This is a genomic window from Paraburkholderia sp. J63, assembly GCF_905220245.1.
Taxonomy (GTDB): Bacteria; Pseudomonadota; Gammaproteobacteria; order Burkholderiales; family Burkholderiaceae; genus Paraburkholderia.
Genome location: NZ_CAJMZF010000042.1, coordinates 1 through 15,482 on the forward strand (window position 1 = coordinate 1; position 15,482 = coordinate 15,482).

Consider the following 15,482-nt stretch of genomic DNA (forward strand, 5'->3'; position numbering starts at 1 on the left):
GCAATTCGTCTTAATCGCTTCGTTTTCGTTCGCAGCGATCAGCGAAGGAGGCGAATTATGCGGGTCATTCCCGAAGCCGTCAAGCATCTTTGCGAAAATTTTTTCGGGCCATATTTTTGTGCTTGTTGCCCGCCCCCCGGAGCTAGTCCAGACCGCAGCCGGCGTCCGAGGTTAAAGGCTTGCTTCATGCACCCTGGCGCCAGGTAGCCAGGCGAGTTGCTGGACCACTTGGGCAGACAAGGCGCTCGATTCCCCACCATTCAATCAAGCTCCTGGCGTGGCGCATGGAGGCAAGTCCATGTTCGCCCGGGTATTCGTCCCGGAAGCGCCCCGTGTGACTTTCGACTTGTTGCCGGCCGCTCCGCCAGTTTGCGCAGCCGGCTCACGAGATAGTCGGCTTGATGCCCCGATTGCCCAGCAACTGAAAAACGTGGGGCTCAGACATTCACGATTGCACCCTGTCTATTGGCAGGGCGATCGGGACATCACTTGTCCCAACCGCCCCGTATCATGAGGCCCACGCCAGCACGCCATCGACAGAGTCCGGGAACACCACTCGACAGAAGCCACCTGATCAATACCAACTGAACAACGCAAAAGAAGAAATATGAAAACAAAGACCTTTAGCAACTCGGAACTTTCACGCTACTTCGCGTCTTTCTGCGGAATGGATGGCGGCAATCCGGAGGCAAAGCTGTGGATTTGCGGAATTGAGCATGGCTCCGATGCCGAGGAGTTGTGCAACATCGAGCCGGAAAACCAGCCTGGAGAGTGGAACGCCGAGAAGCGCAGCTCATACGCAGCAGAATATCGAAAGTGGCCGTACTGGCGAAATGCAGCCAAAATAGTCGTCGGCACTCAGCGAGCCGTGTTGGCTAAAGCCGGATTAACCTCGAAGAGCCCGGATTGGCGTGCGTATAGAGACGAATTCCTGTACACGCGCCACGGCTGGGACTTCAAGCTCAATCTCTTCCCCCTTTCTTCTCCCCGCGTCAGCAGTGACCAGTGGACGAAGGCCCACGGGCTCCAGCCCGCGCTTGTTGACAAGGAAACATACCGCACACTTTGCCGCGAAGGTGGCCGTTTCGCCTTCATGCGTCGGCTTCGGGCCGAACGTCAACCCAAGGTCATCCTCGCAACCGGCGTGGGAAGTCGTGGCGATTTCGTACACGCATTCGGGTTCGAAGGTTGCGAGGAGAAAGCGGTCGTCATTGGGCGCGAGGCCGCACAACGCCGACTGTATGTCTACGTAGACCGCTATGCGGACGACCGTCATAGCGTGCTCGTGGTTACGCCGTTTCCAGGCTCGCCCAGTGGCCTCAATTCGACGTCGCTCATCGGAGAACTCGCCGCTTACCTCGCTTCGTGGATGTCGCCATCGGACTTTCATGCACTATCCGGACGAGGCGCAGAGTAGAACGATGAAGCCACGCTTGTCTGACGAAACACTTTCAAGCCCGACTGGCGGCGCGCAGCCACGCCATCCATTTCCGGCCGTGCTCATCGATCCGCACGGCTTGTGGAGCGCGCCCCTTGATGTGCTGCCATCTTTCGACGGACGCGTCCAATGGCTAAGATCGACGACGCCCTGGCCGCCGGAGACGGATGGATTGAGTATCCGGCTTGCGAATAGTTCGGCCGAATGTCAGTCGGGTGCGGAACTGCGGACGGGCTGCGTCACGGTGCTCGTCGACGCGGCCGTTCCCATTGGTTTGCATGGATGCGGCGCTATCCTGGCCTGCTCCCACGACACGATGTCCACAGCCGTCGTAGCCATGGCAACCGCGATACTCACGGTCGCACTCGCAAATCACATCGCTCACTTCGGGTGGAGCGACGCGCGGGAAATCATTTCCCGCGACGTGCTGATGGTTGCCACCTCCATGCATGCCACTGACCCCGACACCATCTCCGGTTGTGCCGCCCGCACACTGGGTTATTTCCAGGGCACAAGTCGCATTGAACCTGAAGCCGTCATACTTGGTGTCATCGCCTCGGACAAGGAACCGCCATGCCTGCGCGACATGACAGACTTCGCATATTCCATACGGTCGATATCGGGCCTGAATTGTTATCAGATAGTGGCGTGCCACCTGTCAAAGCAGGCACACGCAACCGCTTTCCTGCTAGCGACTTTTCCCATCCCTGTTCTGCCGGGCCAACGCATCCGGACTCGAAGACGCTGGCCAACATGACGCGTCGCCTAACTTCTGCAATCCTGTCTAAATCACCGATTCGCTCGAGGCTAAACTAATACAGCTGCCCTAGCCCTCCCATTTGAATCCCAATGGCAAACGGCCGACAGCATCGACCGCTAATCCCCCCTCACCACGCATAGTTCCTAAATAACGCGCCGTTACCAATCTCGCATCGCCGTTGCACCTGTGTCCGAACTTGCCGCCTACACTCCGAACCGTACGCACCATGAACGCACGCAGTATGCGAAGGAGTAGCGGAAATGAACAAAACGATTCTCGGAATGATAGTGGGCGTAGCGGCACTGGCGGCGTCCACCGCGGCAAGCGCTCACGTGGATGTTGCCTTGGGAGTTGATGTTCCCGGCGTAGCCTGCGCCCCAGCTCAACCAGTATATGTCGCGCCGCCTGCGCCAGTCACAGTCGCGTGGCGCGGAGACGATGACTGGCGTGCGCGTGAATGGCGGGAACGCGAATGGCGAGAGCATGAGCGGCGCGAGCACCAACGGCGCGAATGGCACGACCATGACCGCTGGGACCATTGAATCAGTACCGATGCTCAACTCCGATACGCTCAACTATCACGCAGATGCCAGTCATGAACATTAATCGCCGAATCGGGATATTCGCTGCCGCCGTCACATTAAGCCTGGCGGCAGCCGGAACAGCAAATGCGGCCGGCTGCCTGAAAGGCGCAGTCGTGGGCGGTGTCGCCGGACACTACGCGGGCCACCACGCAGTCGTGGGTGCAGTCGGCGGCTGCATCGTCGGACATCACGTTGCCGCGAAGCATGCGGAGGAACGGGCCGCGCAACATCAAGCCATCCGCGAGCATCAGCTTGCCACGGGATAACCGGCTGGGCATGGGTATTTATCCGCGGCTATCAATAACGCCCATTCGAGCTGTGCTATTCTGGCGAAATGCAACTTGAACTTATCTGCTTACGGGTTGCATTCCTACCGAATGCATAACTAGATGGACGAAAGAAAACGCGACAGCATAGTGGCCTACCTGCGCCGCAGGATGGCTGAATTTGGAATCGAGCCGGACGATATCGCCGCGTCAATTGCAGCAGACCACGAGAAAACGCGAGCGGCACGATACCGCGACGCCAGCGGCAATACGTGGGACGGTAAAGGCGATGCTCCGCAATGGGTCATCCAGGCGACGAGCGCAGGACAATCGCTCGAGCATTTTGCAATTGGCGAAACGCCCGAGCAGCAGCCTGCCAAACACGCGAGTGTCGACTGGCGGCAGGACCCCTTCGCCGGCAGCCGTTTGGCAACTGTAAGAACCGAGCGCCCCGCCGCTTGACGGCATTATCGTTACGGGCGTTATTAACTATTAATTCTGCCGCCACTTACAACCCCCACCCCTATTCCACCGTAACCGACTTGGCAAGATTACGAGGCTTGTCGATATCGGTTCCGCGCAAGCACGCCACGTGATACGCGAGCAATTGCAGCGCCACCACGTGAAGCACCGGCGAAAGCGCTCCGAACCAGGCCGGCATGTGTATCAGGCGCAGGCCGGATTCCACCGTCAAGCCCGTGTCCGAATCGGCGAGCACGAAAAGGCGTCCGCCTCGCGCGCGCACTTCCTCCATATTCGATTTCAGCTTGTGCAGCAGCGTATCGTTGGGCGCCGTCACGATCACGGGCATCGCATCGGTCACGAGCGCGAGCGGCCCGTGCTTCAATTCGCCGGCGGGATACCCTTCCGCGTGGATATAGGAAATCTCCTTGAGCTTGAGCGCGCCTTCCAGTGCAATCGGATAATGCGTGCCGCGCCCGAGGAACAGCGCGTGATCGGATTGATAAAGCGCTTCGGCCCACGCCATGATTTCGGGCTCGCATGCCAGCACATTGCGCATCGCGTCCGGTAGCACAGCAAGCTGGCGCATGTAGCTTGCCGCTTCGCGCTCGCTCACGTGCCCGCGCTGCCTGCCCATCTGGATCGCGAGCAGAAAGAGCGCAACGAGCTGCGTCGTGAAGGCCTTGGTCGACGCCACGCCCACCTCGGGACCGGCCTGCGTGATGAACGCCCAGCGGCACAGCCTGACCATCGCGCTCGCCGCCACATTGCAGATCGCGAGGGTGCGCCGCTCGCCCATCGACTGCGTATAGCGCAGCGCGGCAAGCGTATCGGCCGTCTCGCCCGATTGCGAAACCGCGACGACCAGCGTATTGCCCGGCGCAACATAGTCGCGATAGCGATATTCGCTGGATATCTCCGCGCGCGCGGCCACGTTGGCAAAGCGCTCGAACCAGCCGCAAGCCGTCAATGCCGCGTAATGGCTCGTGCCGCAGCCGAGCATCAGCACGTTCGTCACGTCGGCCAGTTCTTCGGGCCGCGGCATGGCCGCTTGCTGCGATTCGCCGTCAGCGACCGTGCGCGCAACGGCAACCGGTTGCTCGAAGATTTCCTTCTGCATGAAGTGGCGATAAGCACCCAGCTCCGCATCGGACGCATGGCGCACGAAGGCAATCTCGCGGCACGTGACGGGCTGCCCGTCCTTGTCGATGATCTTGACGTCTTTGCCTTCGATATTGACGAGATCGCCTTCGTCGAGATAAACGAATCGCTCAGCGCTACCGGCAAGCGCGAACGTATCCGAGGCAAGAAAAACGCCTTCAGCGCCAAGACCCACGACGAGCGGCGAACCAGGTGCGCGATCACTTCGGTATCGGTCTGACTGGTGAACTCATAACCTTTCTCGCGCAGCGACTGGCGCAACTGCTCGTGATTCTCGATGATGCCGTTGTGCACGACGGCGATCTGCTCGCCGGAAAAGATCGGATGCGCATTGTCGATTACGGGCATGCCATGCGTCGCCCAGCGCGTATGCGCGATGCCGGTCGCGCCATCGAGGTCGACCGCGCGCGCATCAGCCTCCAGCGTGCACACGCGCGAAAGCGTGCGAACCCGGCGCGCTTCGCCGCGCTGGAGCACCGCAACGCCACAGGAGTCATACCCCCGGTACTCGAGCCGCTTTAATCCTTCCAGCAACGAAGGCACGATGTTGCGCTGGGACACGCCCGCTACGATTCCGCACATGATCGACTCCTTTAATCGTTCGCCGATACGTTCGCCTGCTTTTGTGCGCCTGCGACGCCACAGCGATCCGATGCGGAAGGCGGCACCTCGTTGCGCACGTTGAAGTTCGCCTCGCGCAAACCCACCGGCGAAAGCGAAACGAAATGAATGGCACCCGGACCATAAGGAATGCCGATCGCCCCCGTGTTGCCCCACGCGAACGGCGCGCGCATCAAGCCGCGCAGGTCGATCGAGTCGCCGGTCAGCGCCAGCGCCATCAAGCGGCCGTCGCGCGTGGACGCGTACGCGACGTTGTCATCCACGGCGATGCTCGACTCGCGCACGGAGGCCGGCAGACATTCGAGTTTCGCGGTGACGTGCCCCGCTTCGTCGACCTCATAGATCGAAGTGCGCTCGTTTTCCAGCGTCGCCTCGATCACGAAGCGGTTCACGGCCGGCACCCAGGCGGCCGCATAGGTGTAGTACTGCACGCGTCCAACATCGACGCCATCATCGGGCCGCTCGCGCTGGCCGCTCTCCGGATCGTACACGGCGAATTCCAGTTGCGCGACGAGCTGGCCGGGATGTACTTCTGCCAGACGAGCAGCGCCTTCGTCGACGAACCCGCCACCATGGGCCACCACTGCCGGTCGTGCGCCGCCACATCCGCGTGCCGAAGCAGCTTGCCCGAGCCGTCATAGACCTTCACATAGACGCCTTTTCCGCTGCCCAGGTTGCCGACGCCGCCGCCATCGACCCAGCCTTCCGAATAGAACACGACGAAGTGGTCGCCGACCGCGGCCACGTGACCGGAATGGCCGCCCGATAAAACATCGTTCGGATAGGGCTTGATGGGCGAGAGATTCGAACGATAGACGCCATAGCGCTGGCTCACTTCGTTCGGTGTATTCCAACCGTCTTCGAAGGTGACGAAGATATTGCCCACCGTATTCTGCGCAATGGAGACGGGCTCCTGCGCTTCCGGCCGCGTGATGAAAATGTGCACGTCGGACAGGCGCTGCTGCGTGGGCGACCATGCGCCGACATAAACGTCATGCGGCCAACTGCCGTCGCGATTCGCGCCGCGCGGCGGCAGACCCGAGCTGCTGAAGAAGACCCACCTCTTGTCGTCGCCGGCGCTCGCCCAGCCGATGCCGTGCATGAAGCGCCGCTCGTCGCCGAGACCGGGCGCGGGCACCGCCACAACGGCCGCTGGCGGCGCTTGATGGGCGTTGACCACCTCTGCACCGACGTCATCGCCGGAAGGCGGATACGCGGCGGCCGAGAGGAAAAGGCCCAGCGCCAGCAGCCAGCCGGATCGGCAGCGGCGCCCAGCATGCGCGATTGTGCGATTCATGTCGGCGTCCGCTTGGCCCGAGTATGGCGTCGGCCTGTCGACTCAATGCCGCGTCGTCGGGCGCGATGACGCGACCGGAGACGAATACATCATCTGCTTGCCGCTGCCGTAGGCACCGGCCGTGACCTTGGGCTCGCCCGCGCCGCCGCTGCTTGCCGGTCCCGTGACGGACAGCACCCGCAGCGCCGCGATCAGCCCATTGGCGTCATGCGAGGCCACGAACACCCGCGCCACGGCATTGAGTTCGCGAGACACGGCGCCCGCGAAGGGACCCGGCTCGACCGTCAGCCCCGCATTCCGGCGCAGCAGGCGCTGCGTACGCGACTTCGAAGCAAACGGGTGGGCCACGCGCGCGAGTATCATCCACATCGTCAAGACCGAGGCGATGGCGCCGATCACGCAACCGACGATGATCTGCAGCACGCAGGTCGCCACCAGCAGCATGCCGTGCCAATGCGGCAGCAACGAGACGTGCCAGTCCGGTGGCAACTTGTAGACCGCGTTGAGCAGCGCGAGCAGCAGAATGAACGCCATCGAATAGGCCCACGCGATGCCGAGCGCGTACTCGACGAAAAGCGGCCACATCACCAGGCGCGGCCCGAACAGCAGCCTGCCAGCGTATTTGAACAGCACCTGGATTCCGCCCTTGGCCCAGCGCAGACGCTGCCTGTAGAGGCCCTTGATCGTCTCGGGCATCAGGATCCAGCTCAGCGCATGCGGCTCGTAGGCGACACGCCAGTCGTTGCACTGGAGCTTCCAGCTAATGTCGATGTCCTCGGTCAGCATGTCGGAGCTCCGGTAGCCGACATCGGCGAGCGCACTCTTGCGAAACATCGTGATCACGCCGGAGACCGTGAAGATGCGCCCGTAGACCTGTTGCGTGCGCTTGATCAGTCCGACGATCGACGAAAATTCGCCCACCTGCATGCGCCCGAGCAGCGAATCGCCGTCGATGCACATGAGGTAGGGCGCATTCGTGAGCGCGGCGGCCGTGGTCAAGCCAATCGCCTTGCCCTCGTTCTTCGAATGATGAATCACGGTCAGGTGTGGAATTTCGGTGGCGAGCTGGTTCAGGACCTCGCCGGTGCGATCTCGGCTGCCGTCGTTGACCGCGATAATTTCATAATCAGGATACTTAAGTGTTGCAAGGTGATGAAACACGCGCCGCGCATTCATCTCTTCGTTGAAGCAGGGCACCACGACCGCCACCTTCGGCATCCCCGACATTCTCAATGCGCTCGGCGAGCGCGACCGTCCATGCTCCAGCGCGAGGAAATGGACCGTCCCCTCGATCATCCAGAGATACGACATGAAGAACGGGTAGAAGAAAATAAAGTCCTGCAGCCGGTTGATCACAATATGCATCATTACCGCACTCCTCCAGCTTGGGCGCCCTTGAGCAGCGCGGTGATCGATGCGGGATCGAGACGCTGACGCGTCGACATCACGTCGCGCAACGCGACCGCATCCGGCAAAGCGTGCTGCCCGTCGTCCTCGAAATCGCTGAGCGTCGCGTCCTCGCCAAACAACACACCGTTAAACGCGGAGTATTTGCCGAGGTCCTCATAGAGCTCGCGCACATAAGCGCGCGCGGCCGGATCGAAAGGACTGAGCCGCTGCACGCCCGATACACCGGGTGGCAAGGTGCTGCCCGCGGCGCCCGTGACGAACTCCACGCGCCCGTTGAGCTGCTCCGGCACCGCGAAGGCGAGCGCTGGCATCCACGCGTAGACTTCCACGTTCGCGCGCGTATTCAGTTGCCACGCCGCACGGCAGAACAGATCGGAACGCATCGGCGAATGGCGGTTCGGGAAATACAGCGCCCGCGCGACGCCGGAGCGCGAAGGGTCGGAGAACGCCTGCAGATAAACCGAGCTCGGCTTCAATCGATACATCCGTTCGATCAGCACGCCGAGTTTCTTTTCCTGCACGTCGGGCGAAGGATCGTAGACGTCGTCGAGCGACACCACGACGGCCCGCTCGACCGGATTGATCTGGCCGCGATTTTGCGCGGGCTCGCGCATCGAGCGCTCGAAATCGCCGACGTCGATGTCATAGGTCGCCAGAATGCGGCGCAGCCGATCGAGCGGAATGTCGGGCGTATTCGGTCCGGACTCGAGCGTGAACTGCGTGGGCATGCCAAGGCGCGACGAGACATTCCGCACGGTCAGATTCTGCGCCCCGTAAGGCCACACCATCGAGCGAATCGAAACGCCGGTCTGCTGCTTCACCTGACGCATGCAACTGGCCAGGTCGTTGTGCACGCGCGACTCGAATTCGGCATCGGTCTCGTAGCGTTGCTGGTCTTTCAGGTACAGATGCGAAGTGGCCGCGGGCAATTCGTTGCCTTGTGGATTGGCGACGGCGCCGTGATGCAGGTCGTGAGTATGGCACCCGAGCTCCACGAGACCCGAGGCGGCCACGTCGCGCACCTCGTTACACGACATGAACGTATCGCGCGGCACGACGAGCGAATCGGAAAGGCGAATGCGCTGCCCCGCCGGCGTATCGACCCATACGGTCACGATCCCCATGACAGCGGGATACTTGAATTGCTTGAGCAGCGGCAGCACCTTCGAATGATGGCTCATGAAGCCGTCGTCGAAGGTCAGCAGCACGGCACGCGGCGGCAGCAGCTTGCCACCATTGCGCGACGCGAGGATGGCACTGAACGGGACCGGGTTGTAGTGGTTGGTATCCAGCCACGAAAAAATCGACGTGAGCGTCCCGGTATCGATCGCATACGGATCGATCACGTTGTTCGTATTGAATTCAGCTCGCAGGTTATCGCGCACGTCATGACAGCAGAGCACGCGAAAAGTCTTGCCATCGGCCGGGTCGGCCGGCGGGAGGATGTCGATCAGCTTCGCGGGCGCAAGCGATGGAAACAGCGTACAGCCCGCCATCGCACCCAGACAGCTGCAAATAAAACTTCGACGAGATTACATCGCCCGCCTCCTCTCGGATTCAAGGTCAGAAGGGAACCGTGAGCGTGGCGTAAGCGAGCTCTGAAAATTCGCGCGATCCGTCGTACGCGTGGCTGAGCACACCAAAGCCATACTTGAGCGTGACGTCGTGACTGAACGTCCAGTTATGTTCGATGCGAGCCCCGAACTCGTACCAAAACCGCGCTCGTTATAGGCGCCCGCGGTCAAATAGAAACGCTGCACCAAAGACTTTTCTCCGCTGCGCCAGATCGACCATTGATGCATGGCGACCACTTCCGCGGTGTAATCGCGCGAAGGCGCGTAGTACGCCGCGTTGGTTATCGTGTTGCTGCCGGTATCCAGATTCAGCGAGATGTTCACCGCCTGATTCGCCGTGGTGAAGACGCGTTGCGTCCCGCTCAACGTAATATGGCGAATACAGCGTCGTGTCGATGCTGAACTCGTTGTCGGCCAATGCCGATGCGCCATGCTCGCCGTTGACGTCGACCGTGAGCACCGGCGCGAGATACGCCTTGTAGTCGCGCTCGAAGCTGCGCACGGAACTGTTCTCCGGAAACGTATCGTCGAATGCGGTGTTGATCCGGTGCGCATTCGGATCGTCTTCGAGCGCCAGCGACGCACGCCCGAGACCCGAAAGCGCCTCGAGGTTATCGGGGTGATCGGTCAAGGTCGCCACGTACATGTCGCGCGCCTGCCGCGTCTTGCCCATGCCGAGTGTCGCGTCGGCTTGCGCGTCGCGCACTTCGGCGCTGAACGGCACCTGCTCTTCAAGCCGCTTCAATCCCGCCATGCCCGTGCTCGTCTGACCGATGTAGATCTGGTATTGCGCGAGCAAACGGTAGTAGCGCAGATAGTCGTCGTTCGCGGCATCCCATGGATGAACCTCATTGGCGGGCGGCAACGCACTATGGATGCCCTCTAGCACATGATGGGCCTGCGTATATTTGTTCTGATCGGTGAGCGCATAGAACAGGCCTTCGCGCAGATCGATCAGACGCGTGTGCGAACCGTACTGGTATCCGAGCGTTGCGGCGTCGCTGGGCGCCGCGCGCGTTTCGTCGATGGCGCGTTGATAAACCTTCTCCGACTTGGCCGGCTGCTGCAAATACGAATAGGCGTCGCCCACTGCCGCGAGCGCTTTGGCCGACACCTCGGTATTTTGCGGAATGGTTTCGAACACGGCGACGGCGTCTTCCATCCGCCCGCGCGCCGTGTACGCAACGGTACGGTCGCCGGCAAGCGATGCGCGCACTTGCGCGTAGTCCGGTGTATTCGGCATGCGCTTGTCGAAATCTGCGGCATGACGAATGGCTGCATCGAGCGAATCGAAGCGGTCCGGGCTGCTCATCGCGCGAACCTTGGAACGGCCGCCGCGCACTTCTTGCCGGATCGCCAGTTCCTCGATCTCCGCGAGGTCGACTGGCGGGAACATATCGGGGCGCTTTTTGGCTTCTTCGAGCGCGCGATTCGCACCGCCGCTCGTTGCAAGACCAAAGATCTGATGGCGCAAGTCTTCACCGGGTTCAGGACCGTTGCCCGTGGTGGGCAACTGCATTTGCGGTGTAACGGGTGCGTTTGGGTCCGCGGGTTGCGTAGGGCTGCCTGGCTGCGCTGGTTGAGTCTGTTGCGCTTGCTGTACCGGCACGGGTGCCATCGTTGGCTCGGCCGTTGGCGCCGCAGCGGGTCTAGAAGGTGGCATCGCAGGCAGCGATGCAGACGTCGCTGGCGCCTGAGCAACCGTCTCGACCAGCGTGGGTGGCATATCGCTCGAAAGAGAGGACACCGGAACACCAGCAGCATCGCTCACGGTGTTTTGCGGCACGTCCGTCGACGCCGTGACCGCGTAAACCGTGCTACCCGAAACATCGGTCATCACGGGGTGTGCAACAGGATCGCTGTTCGCGGCGGCGTCGGCGAGCGCGACCATGAAAACTACGGGCTTTTCAGTGTTGGTTTCCTGCGCGAAACCATTCCTGCTTTCGAGCATTCCATAGGCTGACAACAGCATGACCGCCGCCGGCGCGCATGCACTGAGTGGGCGCCGCCGTGGCGACGCGTACAAACGCTTGCTCTCGACCATTTTTTGTTTGCGTCAACGCAAAGCACGGCCTGATGGTCCTTCGCTGCTCGCTCAGGCGAGCGCCAGCGAAACGAAGGGGACGTTTGCGCGGCCCGGCTACCACGATCATGGCGAACGCCTGAAAGTGGCCGACCATGTGAGAACGCCGCATGACAAGTGGCACCCCTATCGGCATACGGGCATGACGACCCTGGCAAGAAGGGCGACCGTGCGCCCGGCATCGCCCCAACTCCTCGCGGATCTGTACCGCCACTGAAAGCGACTTTCCCTGAACCCGAAGCGCGCGTATCGCGCGCTTTTTTTTGCGCGTCTTTTGATAACGAGTCGCACACTCCCCTATTGAAAACAGTGTCATCGCCCATATCGTTAAAATGCGATATATGATTCGCCAAGTCACGATGCAAACCCGATGAAGAAATCCCAACCGACCCCAACGCTGGACTTCGACGCGATCTACAAGGCGCTGGCCAATCCCGTACGGCGCGAGATCCTTGCGTGCCTGCGCGAGCCGCAGGCGCATTTCGCCGATCAGGAGCTCCCGCTCGAGCACGGCGTTTGTGCGGGCCGGATCGACGCGCACTGTGCGCTCTCGCAGTCCACGGTCTCGGCGCATCTGGCCGCGCTGCAGAAGGCGGGACTCGTCACGTCCAAACGCGTGGGCCAATGGGTGTTCTTCAAGCGCAACGAGCCCGTTATCGAGGCGTTTCTCGCCTACGTGAACAAGCAGTTGTGACCGCAAGCATCGTCGGAAACCGTCGAACCCCGGTTTCTTTTTCCGTATTGCTTCAAGGCCGCGGGCCGCGCCCGCAACAAGGAAAACCTATGGCAACGCTTTTCGACCCCATTCAGATCGGCGACCTCACGCTGCCGAACCGCATCATCATGGCGCCGCTCACGCGTCAGCGCGCGGGCGAGGCGCGCGTGCCCAACGCGCTGATGGCGAAGTACTATGCGGAGCGCGCATCGGCGGGCCTCATCATCAGCGAGGCGACGTCGGTTACGCCGCAAGGCGTGGGCTACGCGGAAACGCCGGGCATCTGGTCGCAAACGCAGGTCGAGGGCTGGAAGGCCGTGACCGAGGCCGTGCACGCTGCGGGCGGCCGCATCTTCCTGCAGCTATGGCACGTGGGCCGCATCTCGGACCCGATCTTTCTCGACGGCGATCTGCCCGTCGCGCCTAGCGCCATCGCGGCACAAGGCCACGTGAGCCACGTGCGTCCGCAACGCGCCTATGTCACGCCGCGCGCGCTCGCCACCGACGAGATCGCCGGTGTCATTGCCGCGTTCCGCCAGGGCGCGATCAACGCGAAAGCCGCGGGCTTCGACGGTGTCGAGGTTCACGGCGCGAACGGCTATCTGCTCGACCAGTTCCTGCAGGACAGCACGAACCAGCGCACCGACGCCTATGGCGGTTCGATTGAAAATCGTGCACGCCTGCTGCTAGAAATTACCGATGCGTGCATCGACGTCTGGGGGCCGAATCGCGTAGGTGTACATATCGCTCCGCGCGGCGACGCGCACACCATGGGCGATTCGAACCCCGCCACCACCTTCGGCTACGTCGCGCGCGAGCTCGGCAAGCGCAAGATCGCGTTCCTCTTCGCACGCGAGTCGCTCGGCGAAAACCGTTTCGGTCCGCAATTGAAGGCCGAATTCGGCGGCCCTTACATTGCGAACGAGAAGTTCACGCTCGAGTCGGCGCAACGCGTGCTCGCGGATGGCGAAGCCGACGCCGTCGCCTGGGGCCAACTGTTCATCGCGAATCCGGACCTGCCGCGCCGCTTCGAACTGAATGCGCCGCTCAATGCGCCGAATCCGTCGACCTATTACGCGCGCGGCGAAACGGGCTACACGGACTACCCGTCGCTCGAAAGCGTGGCGTAAGCCACGCGCGTGCACGTCACGCGCATCGCGCACAGCGTCACTCACTCGTCCCCGGCCAGGGCGCCATGTCCCGGCCGGGGACGTTTCACATTTGCGCAGCGCGTTTCTTGACGCTGCCGTTCTCCACCGTCTCACGCCCGATAGACCGATTCAATTGGCGGCGCGCGCGAGTTTGTCCTTGAATGGCAACTCCGCCTGCCCTGCCCACTCGCTGACTGGAGAAACCCGACATGCCCCAAGTCGCCGCCGAGCAAATTGTTCACAGCATTGCCGAAGAGACCAATACGCCCGAGGAAACGGTCGCCCGCATCTACGCCGACGCCATCGACAACTATCGCGCCGAGGCGCGCATCCTCGACTACGTCCCGCTCTTCGCCGCGCGCAAGGTCCGCGCGACCCTGCGACAAAACAGCGCAAAGCGGCGCTGATCGCGCGCCGCGCTCTCACCGATTCATTTCAGCCTCCCGCGCGAACCGTCGCTCGCGCGGGAGGCCTGCGCGCGCCCATGACGGCCATGCGTACACGCCCCCTGCGCCGCCCGCGCAAAGCGGGCGCCCCTCTTAAGTCTGGTTTAATTCTTGGCTGCAAATATATGCTCACCCCTGTTGAGCCGCCGGAACATCGGCGGCGTTTTTTTGCGCGGTTAGCCGAGGAGGAGCGAGGTCATGGTTGAAGACGACGATGTGCTGATGCACTTGCAGTCCCTGCTGCGCGACGGCTCGATTACACGTGTTGCGTCGTGCCGTGTCTCCATGCCGCTCCAGAATCCCTGGGGCCGCGCTTATCGGCTCGTCGAGTGGACCACGCTGCTCGACGACGGCGCGCGCCGCCAGGTCGTGCCCGCCGAAAGCTCGGCGCTCGAGATTGCGCGGCTCGTGGCGGAGCACGTGCCCGGCCGCCGCATTCTGCTCAACGGCGAAGCCGTGGACGCCGAGCGCCCCCGCACGCGGCGCCGTGCGCGCAGCACTGCACGCAGCACCGCGAACGCGGGCGCCGCGAGCTAAGGAGTCCGGCGCGTCCCATATTCCAGGACCGGCCTGGACGACGAGGACGCGCCGGCAACCCGCCCGGCGATTTTCTTCGCCCGACCTCCCCCCGCGATTTCACGCGACCATTCTTCCCAACGTCTCTTCCAGTGCCGCGCTCGCGCAGGTCATCGGCGCGCGCAGCTCGTTGCGAATGAGCCCACGCTGCGCGAGCGCCGCCTTCACGGGCGCCGGATTCGGCTCCGCGAACGCAGCGCGCACGAGCGGCACGAGCGCGTGCCAGAGCGCACGCGCATCGGCGAGACGCCCCTCGCGCAACGCGCGCTCCATCGCCACGAATCGCTCCGGCAGCAGATGCGCCGATGCCGCAATCGCGCCGCTCGCGCCCGCACACAGCGCGCCGAACATTTCGATGTCCTCGCCACAGAGCACCTCCAGGCGGCCGTCGAGAATCAGCGCGAGCGTCTTCGCGAGCGAGCCGCCGCAATCCTTCACCGCGACAATGCGCGCGTGGCCCGCCAGTTCGAGCAAGGTCGGCAATTCGAGCTGCACGCCGGTGCGCGCGGGAATGTCGTAGAGGATCACGGGCTTGCGGCTCGCGTCGGCGAGCGCCGCGAAGTGGCCGATCACACCCGCCTACGACGGGCGAATGTAGTACGGCGCCGCCGCGAGCACGCCCGCAACGGGCGTTTCGTTGAGCGTGGCGATCCGCTCGCATACCGACTGCGTGTGATTGCCGCTCACGCCCGCGACCACCGGCAGGCCGTCCGCGCTCGCGAGGACGGTGGCGAGCACGGCGTCCTGCTCGCGAGCGTCGAGCGCGGCCGGCTCGCCGGTCGTACCGAGCGCGACGAAGCCCGCTACGCCCGCCTGCGCGTAGTGGCGCACGAGCGCGTCGAGCGCCTCGTGATCGACGGCGCCGCGATTGAACGGCGTGACGAGCGGAATCCAGATACCCGAAAACGAAGACATGACTTTCCCTTGAACGCGACCGT

General features: G+C 62.6%; 12 protein-coding genes and 6 pseudogenes. 12 read left to right on the plus strand and 6 right to left on the minus strand.

The window, feature by feature from the left end:
- Positions 1-607: 607 nt before the first annotated feature.
- The 5 genes from U5775_RS31075 (at position 608) to U5775_RS31095 (ending at position 3,510) form a co-directional block, all read left to right on the plus strand.
- Positions 608-1,417: a hypothetical protein gene (locus tag U5775_RS31075; RefSeq protein ID WP_322061960.1), complete on the plus strand. Its 810-nt coding sequence runs from the start codon at positions 608-610 to the stop codon at positions 1,415-1,417.
- Between the two features lie 4 nt (positions 1,418-1,421).
- Entirely contained in the window at positions 1,422-2,195 is a 774-nt protein-coding gene (locus tag U5775_RS31080; RefSeq protein WP_322061961.1) for a hypothetical protein, read from the plus strand.
- A gap of 263 nt (positions 2,196-2,458) precedes the next feature.
- Positions 2,459-2,740, plus strand: coding sequence for a hypothetical protein (locus tag U5775_RS31085; protein ID WP_322061962.1), 282 nt, complete (start codon positions 2,459-2,461; stop codon positions 2,738-2,740).
- 53 nt (positions 2,741-2,793) lie between these two features.
- Positions 2,794-3,048 (plus strand): hypothetical protein, encoded by a 255-nt coding sequence (locus tag U5775_RS31090; protein WP_322061963.1) that lies wholly within the window; start codon positions 2,794-2,796, stop codon positions 3,046-3,048.
- Between the two features lie 123 nt (positions 3,049-3,171).
- Positions 3,172-3,510: an H-NS histone family protein gene (locus tag U5775_RS31095; protein ID WP_322061964.1), complete on the plus strand. Its 339-nt coding sequence runs from the start codon at positions 3,172-3,174 to the stop codon at positions 3,508-3,510.
- Positions 3,511-3,571: 61 nt separating this feature from the next.
- Here U5775_RS31095 and glmS read toward each other — a convergent pair.
- The 5 genes and pseudogenes from glmS to U5775_RS39570 all read right to left on the minus strand — a co-directional run bounded on the left by glmS (position 3,572) and on the right by U5775_RS39570 (position 10,128).
- A pseudogene (gene glmS, locus U5775_RS31100) lies at positions 3,572-5,253 on the minus strand (glutamine--fructose-6-phosphate transaminase (isomerizing)).
- A gap of 11 nt (positions 5,254-5,264) precedes the next feature.
- Positions 5,265-6,589 (minus strand): annotated as a pseudogene (locus U5775_RS31110) (hypothetical protein).
- Positions 6,590-6,919: 330 nt separating this feature from the next.
- Positions 6,920-7,957: pseudogene (locus U5775_RS31115) on the minus strand (glycosyltransferase); the annotation flags it as partial.
- A 104-nt stretch (positions 7,958-8,061) separates the two neighbouring features.
- A pseudogene (gene pgaB / locus U5775_RS31120) lies at positions 8,062-9,495 on the minus strand (poly-beta-1,6-N-acetyl-D-glucosamine N-deacetylase PgaB); the annotation flags it as partial.
- 36 nt (positions 9,496-9,531) lie between these two features.
- On the minus strand, positions 9,532-10,128 hold the full coding sequence (locus tag U5775_RS39570; protein WP_415913691.1) for a hypothetical protein: 597 nt from the start codon (positions 10,126-10,128) through the stop codon (positions 9,532-9,534).
- Between U5775_RS39570 and U5775_RS39575 the strand changes: the two genes are divergently transcribed.
- The 7 genes and pseudogenes from U5775_RS39575 to U5775_RS31150 form a co-directional block, all read left to right on the plus strand.
- Positions 10,121-10,459: a hypothetical protein gene (locus U5775_RS39575; protein ID WP_415913692.1), complete on the plus strand. Its 339-nt coding sequence runs from the start codon at positions 10,121-10,123 to the stop codon at positions 10,457-10,459. The two genes, U5775_RS39570 and U5775_RS39575, sit on opposite strands and share 8 nt — an antisense overlap.
- A 3-nt stretch (positions 10,460-10,462) precedes the next feature.
- Complete coding sequence (locus U5775_RS39580) at positions 10,463-11,536, plus strand: hypothetical protein (protein ID WP_415913693.1); 1,074 nt, start codon at positions 10,463-10,465, stop codon at positions 11,534-11,536.
- A gap of 7 nt (positions 11,537-11,543) precedes the next feature.
- Positions 11,544-11,873 (plus strand): hypothetical protein, encoded by a 330-nt coding sequence (locus U5775_RS31130; RefSeq protein WP_322061968.1) that lies wholly within the window; start codon positions 11,544-11,546, stop codon positions 11,871-11,873.
- Between the two features lie 153 nt (positions 11,874-12,026).
- Positions 12,027-12,350: a metalloregulator ArsR/SmtB family transcription factor gene (locus U5775_RS31135; RefSeq protein ID WP_322061969.1), complete on the plus strand. Its 324-nt coding sequence runs from the start codon at positions 12,027-12,029 to the stop codon at positions 12,348-12,350.
- An 89-nt stretch (positions 12,351-12,439) separates the two neighbouring features.
- Positions 12,440-13,501 (plus strand): alkene reductase, encoded by a 1,062-nt coding sequence (locus tag U5775_RS31140; RefSeq protein ID WP_322061970.1) that lies wholly within the window; start codon positions 12,440-12,442, stop codon positions 13,499-13,501.
- 230 nt (positions 13,502-13,731) lie between these two features.
- Positions 13,732-13,929 (plus strand): DUF3562 domain-containing protein, encoded by a 198-nt coding sequence (locus U5775_RS31145; RefSeq protein WP_322061971.1) that lies wholly within the window; start codon positions 13,732-13,734, stop codon positions 13,927-13,929.
- Positions 13,930-14,190: 261 nt separating this feature from the next.
- A pseudogene (locus U5775_RS31150) lies at positions 14,191-14,400 on the plus strand (DUF2866 domain-containing protein); the annotation flags it as partial.
- A gap of 204 nt (positions 14,401-14,604) precedes the next feature.
- Here the strand turns inward: U5775_RS31150 and dapA are convergent.
- A pseudogene (dapA, locus tag U5775_RS31155) lies at positions 14,605-15,459 on the minus strand (4-hydroxy-tetrahydrodipicolinate synthase).
- Between the last annotated feature and the right edge of the window lie 23 nt (positions 15,460-15,482).

Excerpts from the sequence above, each read along its gene's own strand:
- U5775_RS39580 (WP_415913693.1), top strand. The coding sequence starts at position 10,463 with ATGATGGGCCTGCGTATATTTGTTCTGATCGGTGAGCGCATAGAACAG.
- U5775_RS31085 (WP_322061962.1), top strand. The coding sequence starts at position 2,459 with ATGAACAAAACGATTCTCGGAATGATAGTGGGCGTAGCGGCACTGGCG.
- U5775_RS31075 (WP_322061960.1), top strand. The coding sequence starts at position 608 with ATGAAAACAAAGACCTTTAGCAACTCGGAACTTTCACGCTACTTCGCG.
- U5775_RS31080 (WP_322061961.1), top strand. The coding sequence starts at position 1,422 with ATGAAGCCACGCTTGTCTGACGAAACACTTTCAAGCCCGACTGGCGGC.
- U5775_RS31135 (WP_322061969.1), top strand. The coding sequence starts at position 12,027 with ATGAAGAAATCCCAACCGACCCCAACGCTGGACTTCGACGCGATCTAC.
- U5775_RS31130 (WP_322061968.1), top strand. The coding sequence starts at position 11,544 with ATGACCGCCGCCGGCGCGCATGCACTGAGTGGGCGCCGCCGTGGCGAC.
- U5775_RS31090 (WP_322061963.1), top strand. The coding sequence starts at position 2,794 with ATGAACATTAATCGCCGAATCGGGATATTCGCTGCCGCCGTCACATTA.
- U5775_RS39570 (WP_415913691.1), bottom strand. The coding sequence starts at position 10,128 with ATGCGCACCGGATCAACACCGCATTCGACGATACGTTTCCGGAGAACA.
- U5775_RS31140 (WP_322061970.1), top strand. The coding sequence starts at position 12,440 with ATGGCAACGCTTTTCGACCCCATTCAGATCGGCGACCTCACGCTGCCG.
- U5775_RS31095 (WP_322061964.1), top strand. The coding sequence starts at position 3,172 with ATGGACGAAAGAAAACGCGACAGCATAGTGGCCTACCTGCGCCGCAGG.
- U5775_RS31145 (WP_322061971.1), top strand. The coding sequence starts at position 13,732 with ATGCCCCAAGTCGCCGCCGAGCAAATTGTTCACAGCATTGCCGAAGAG.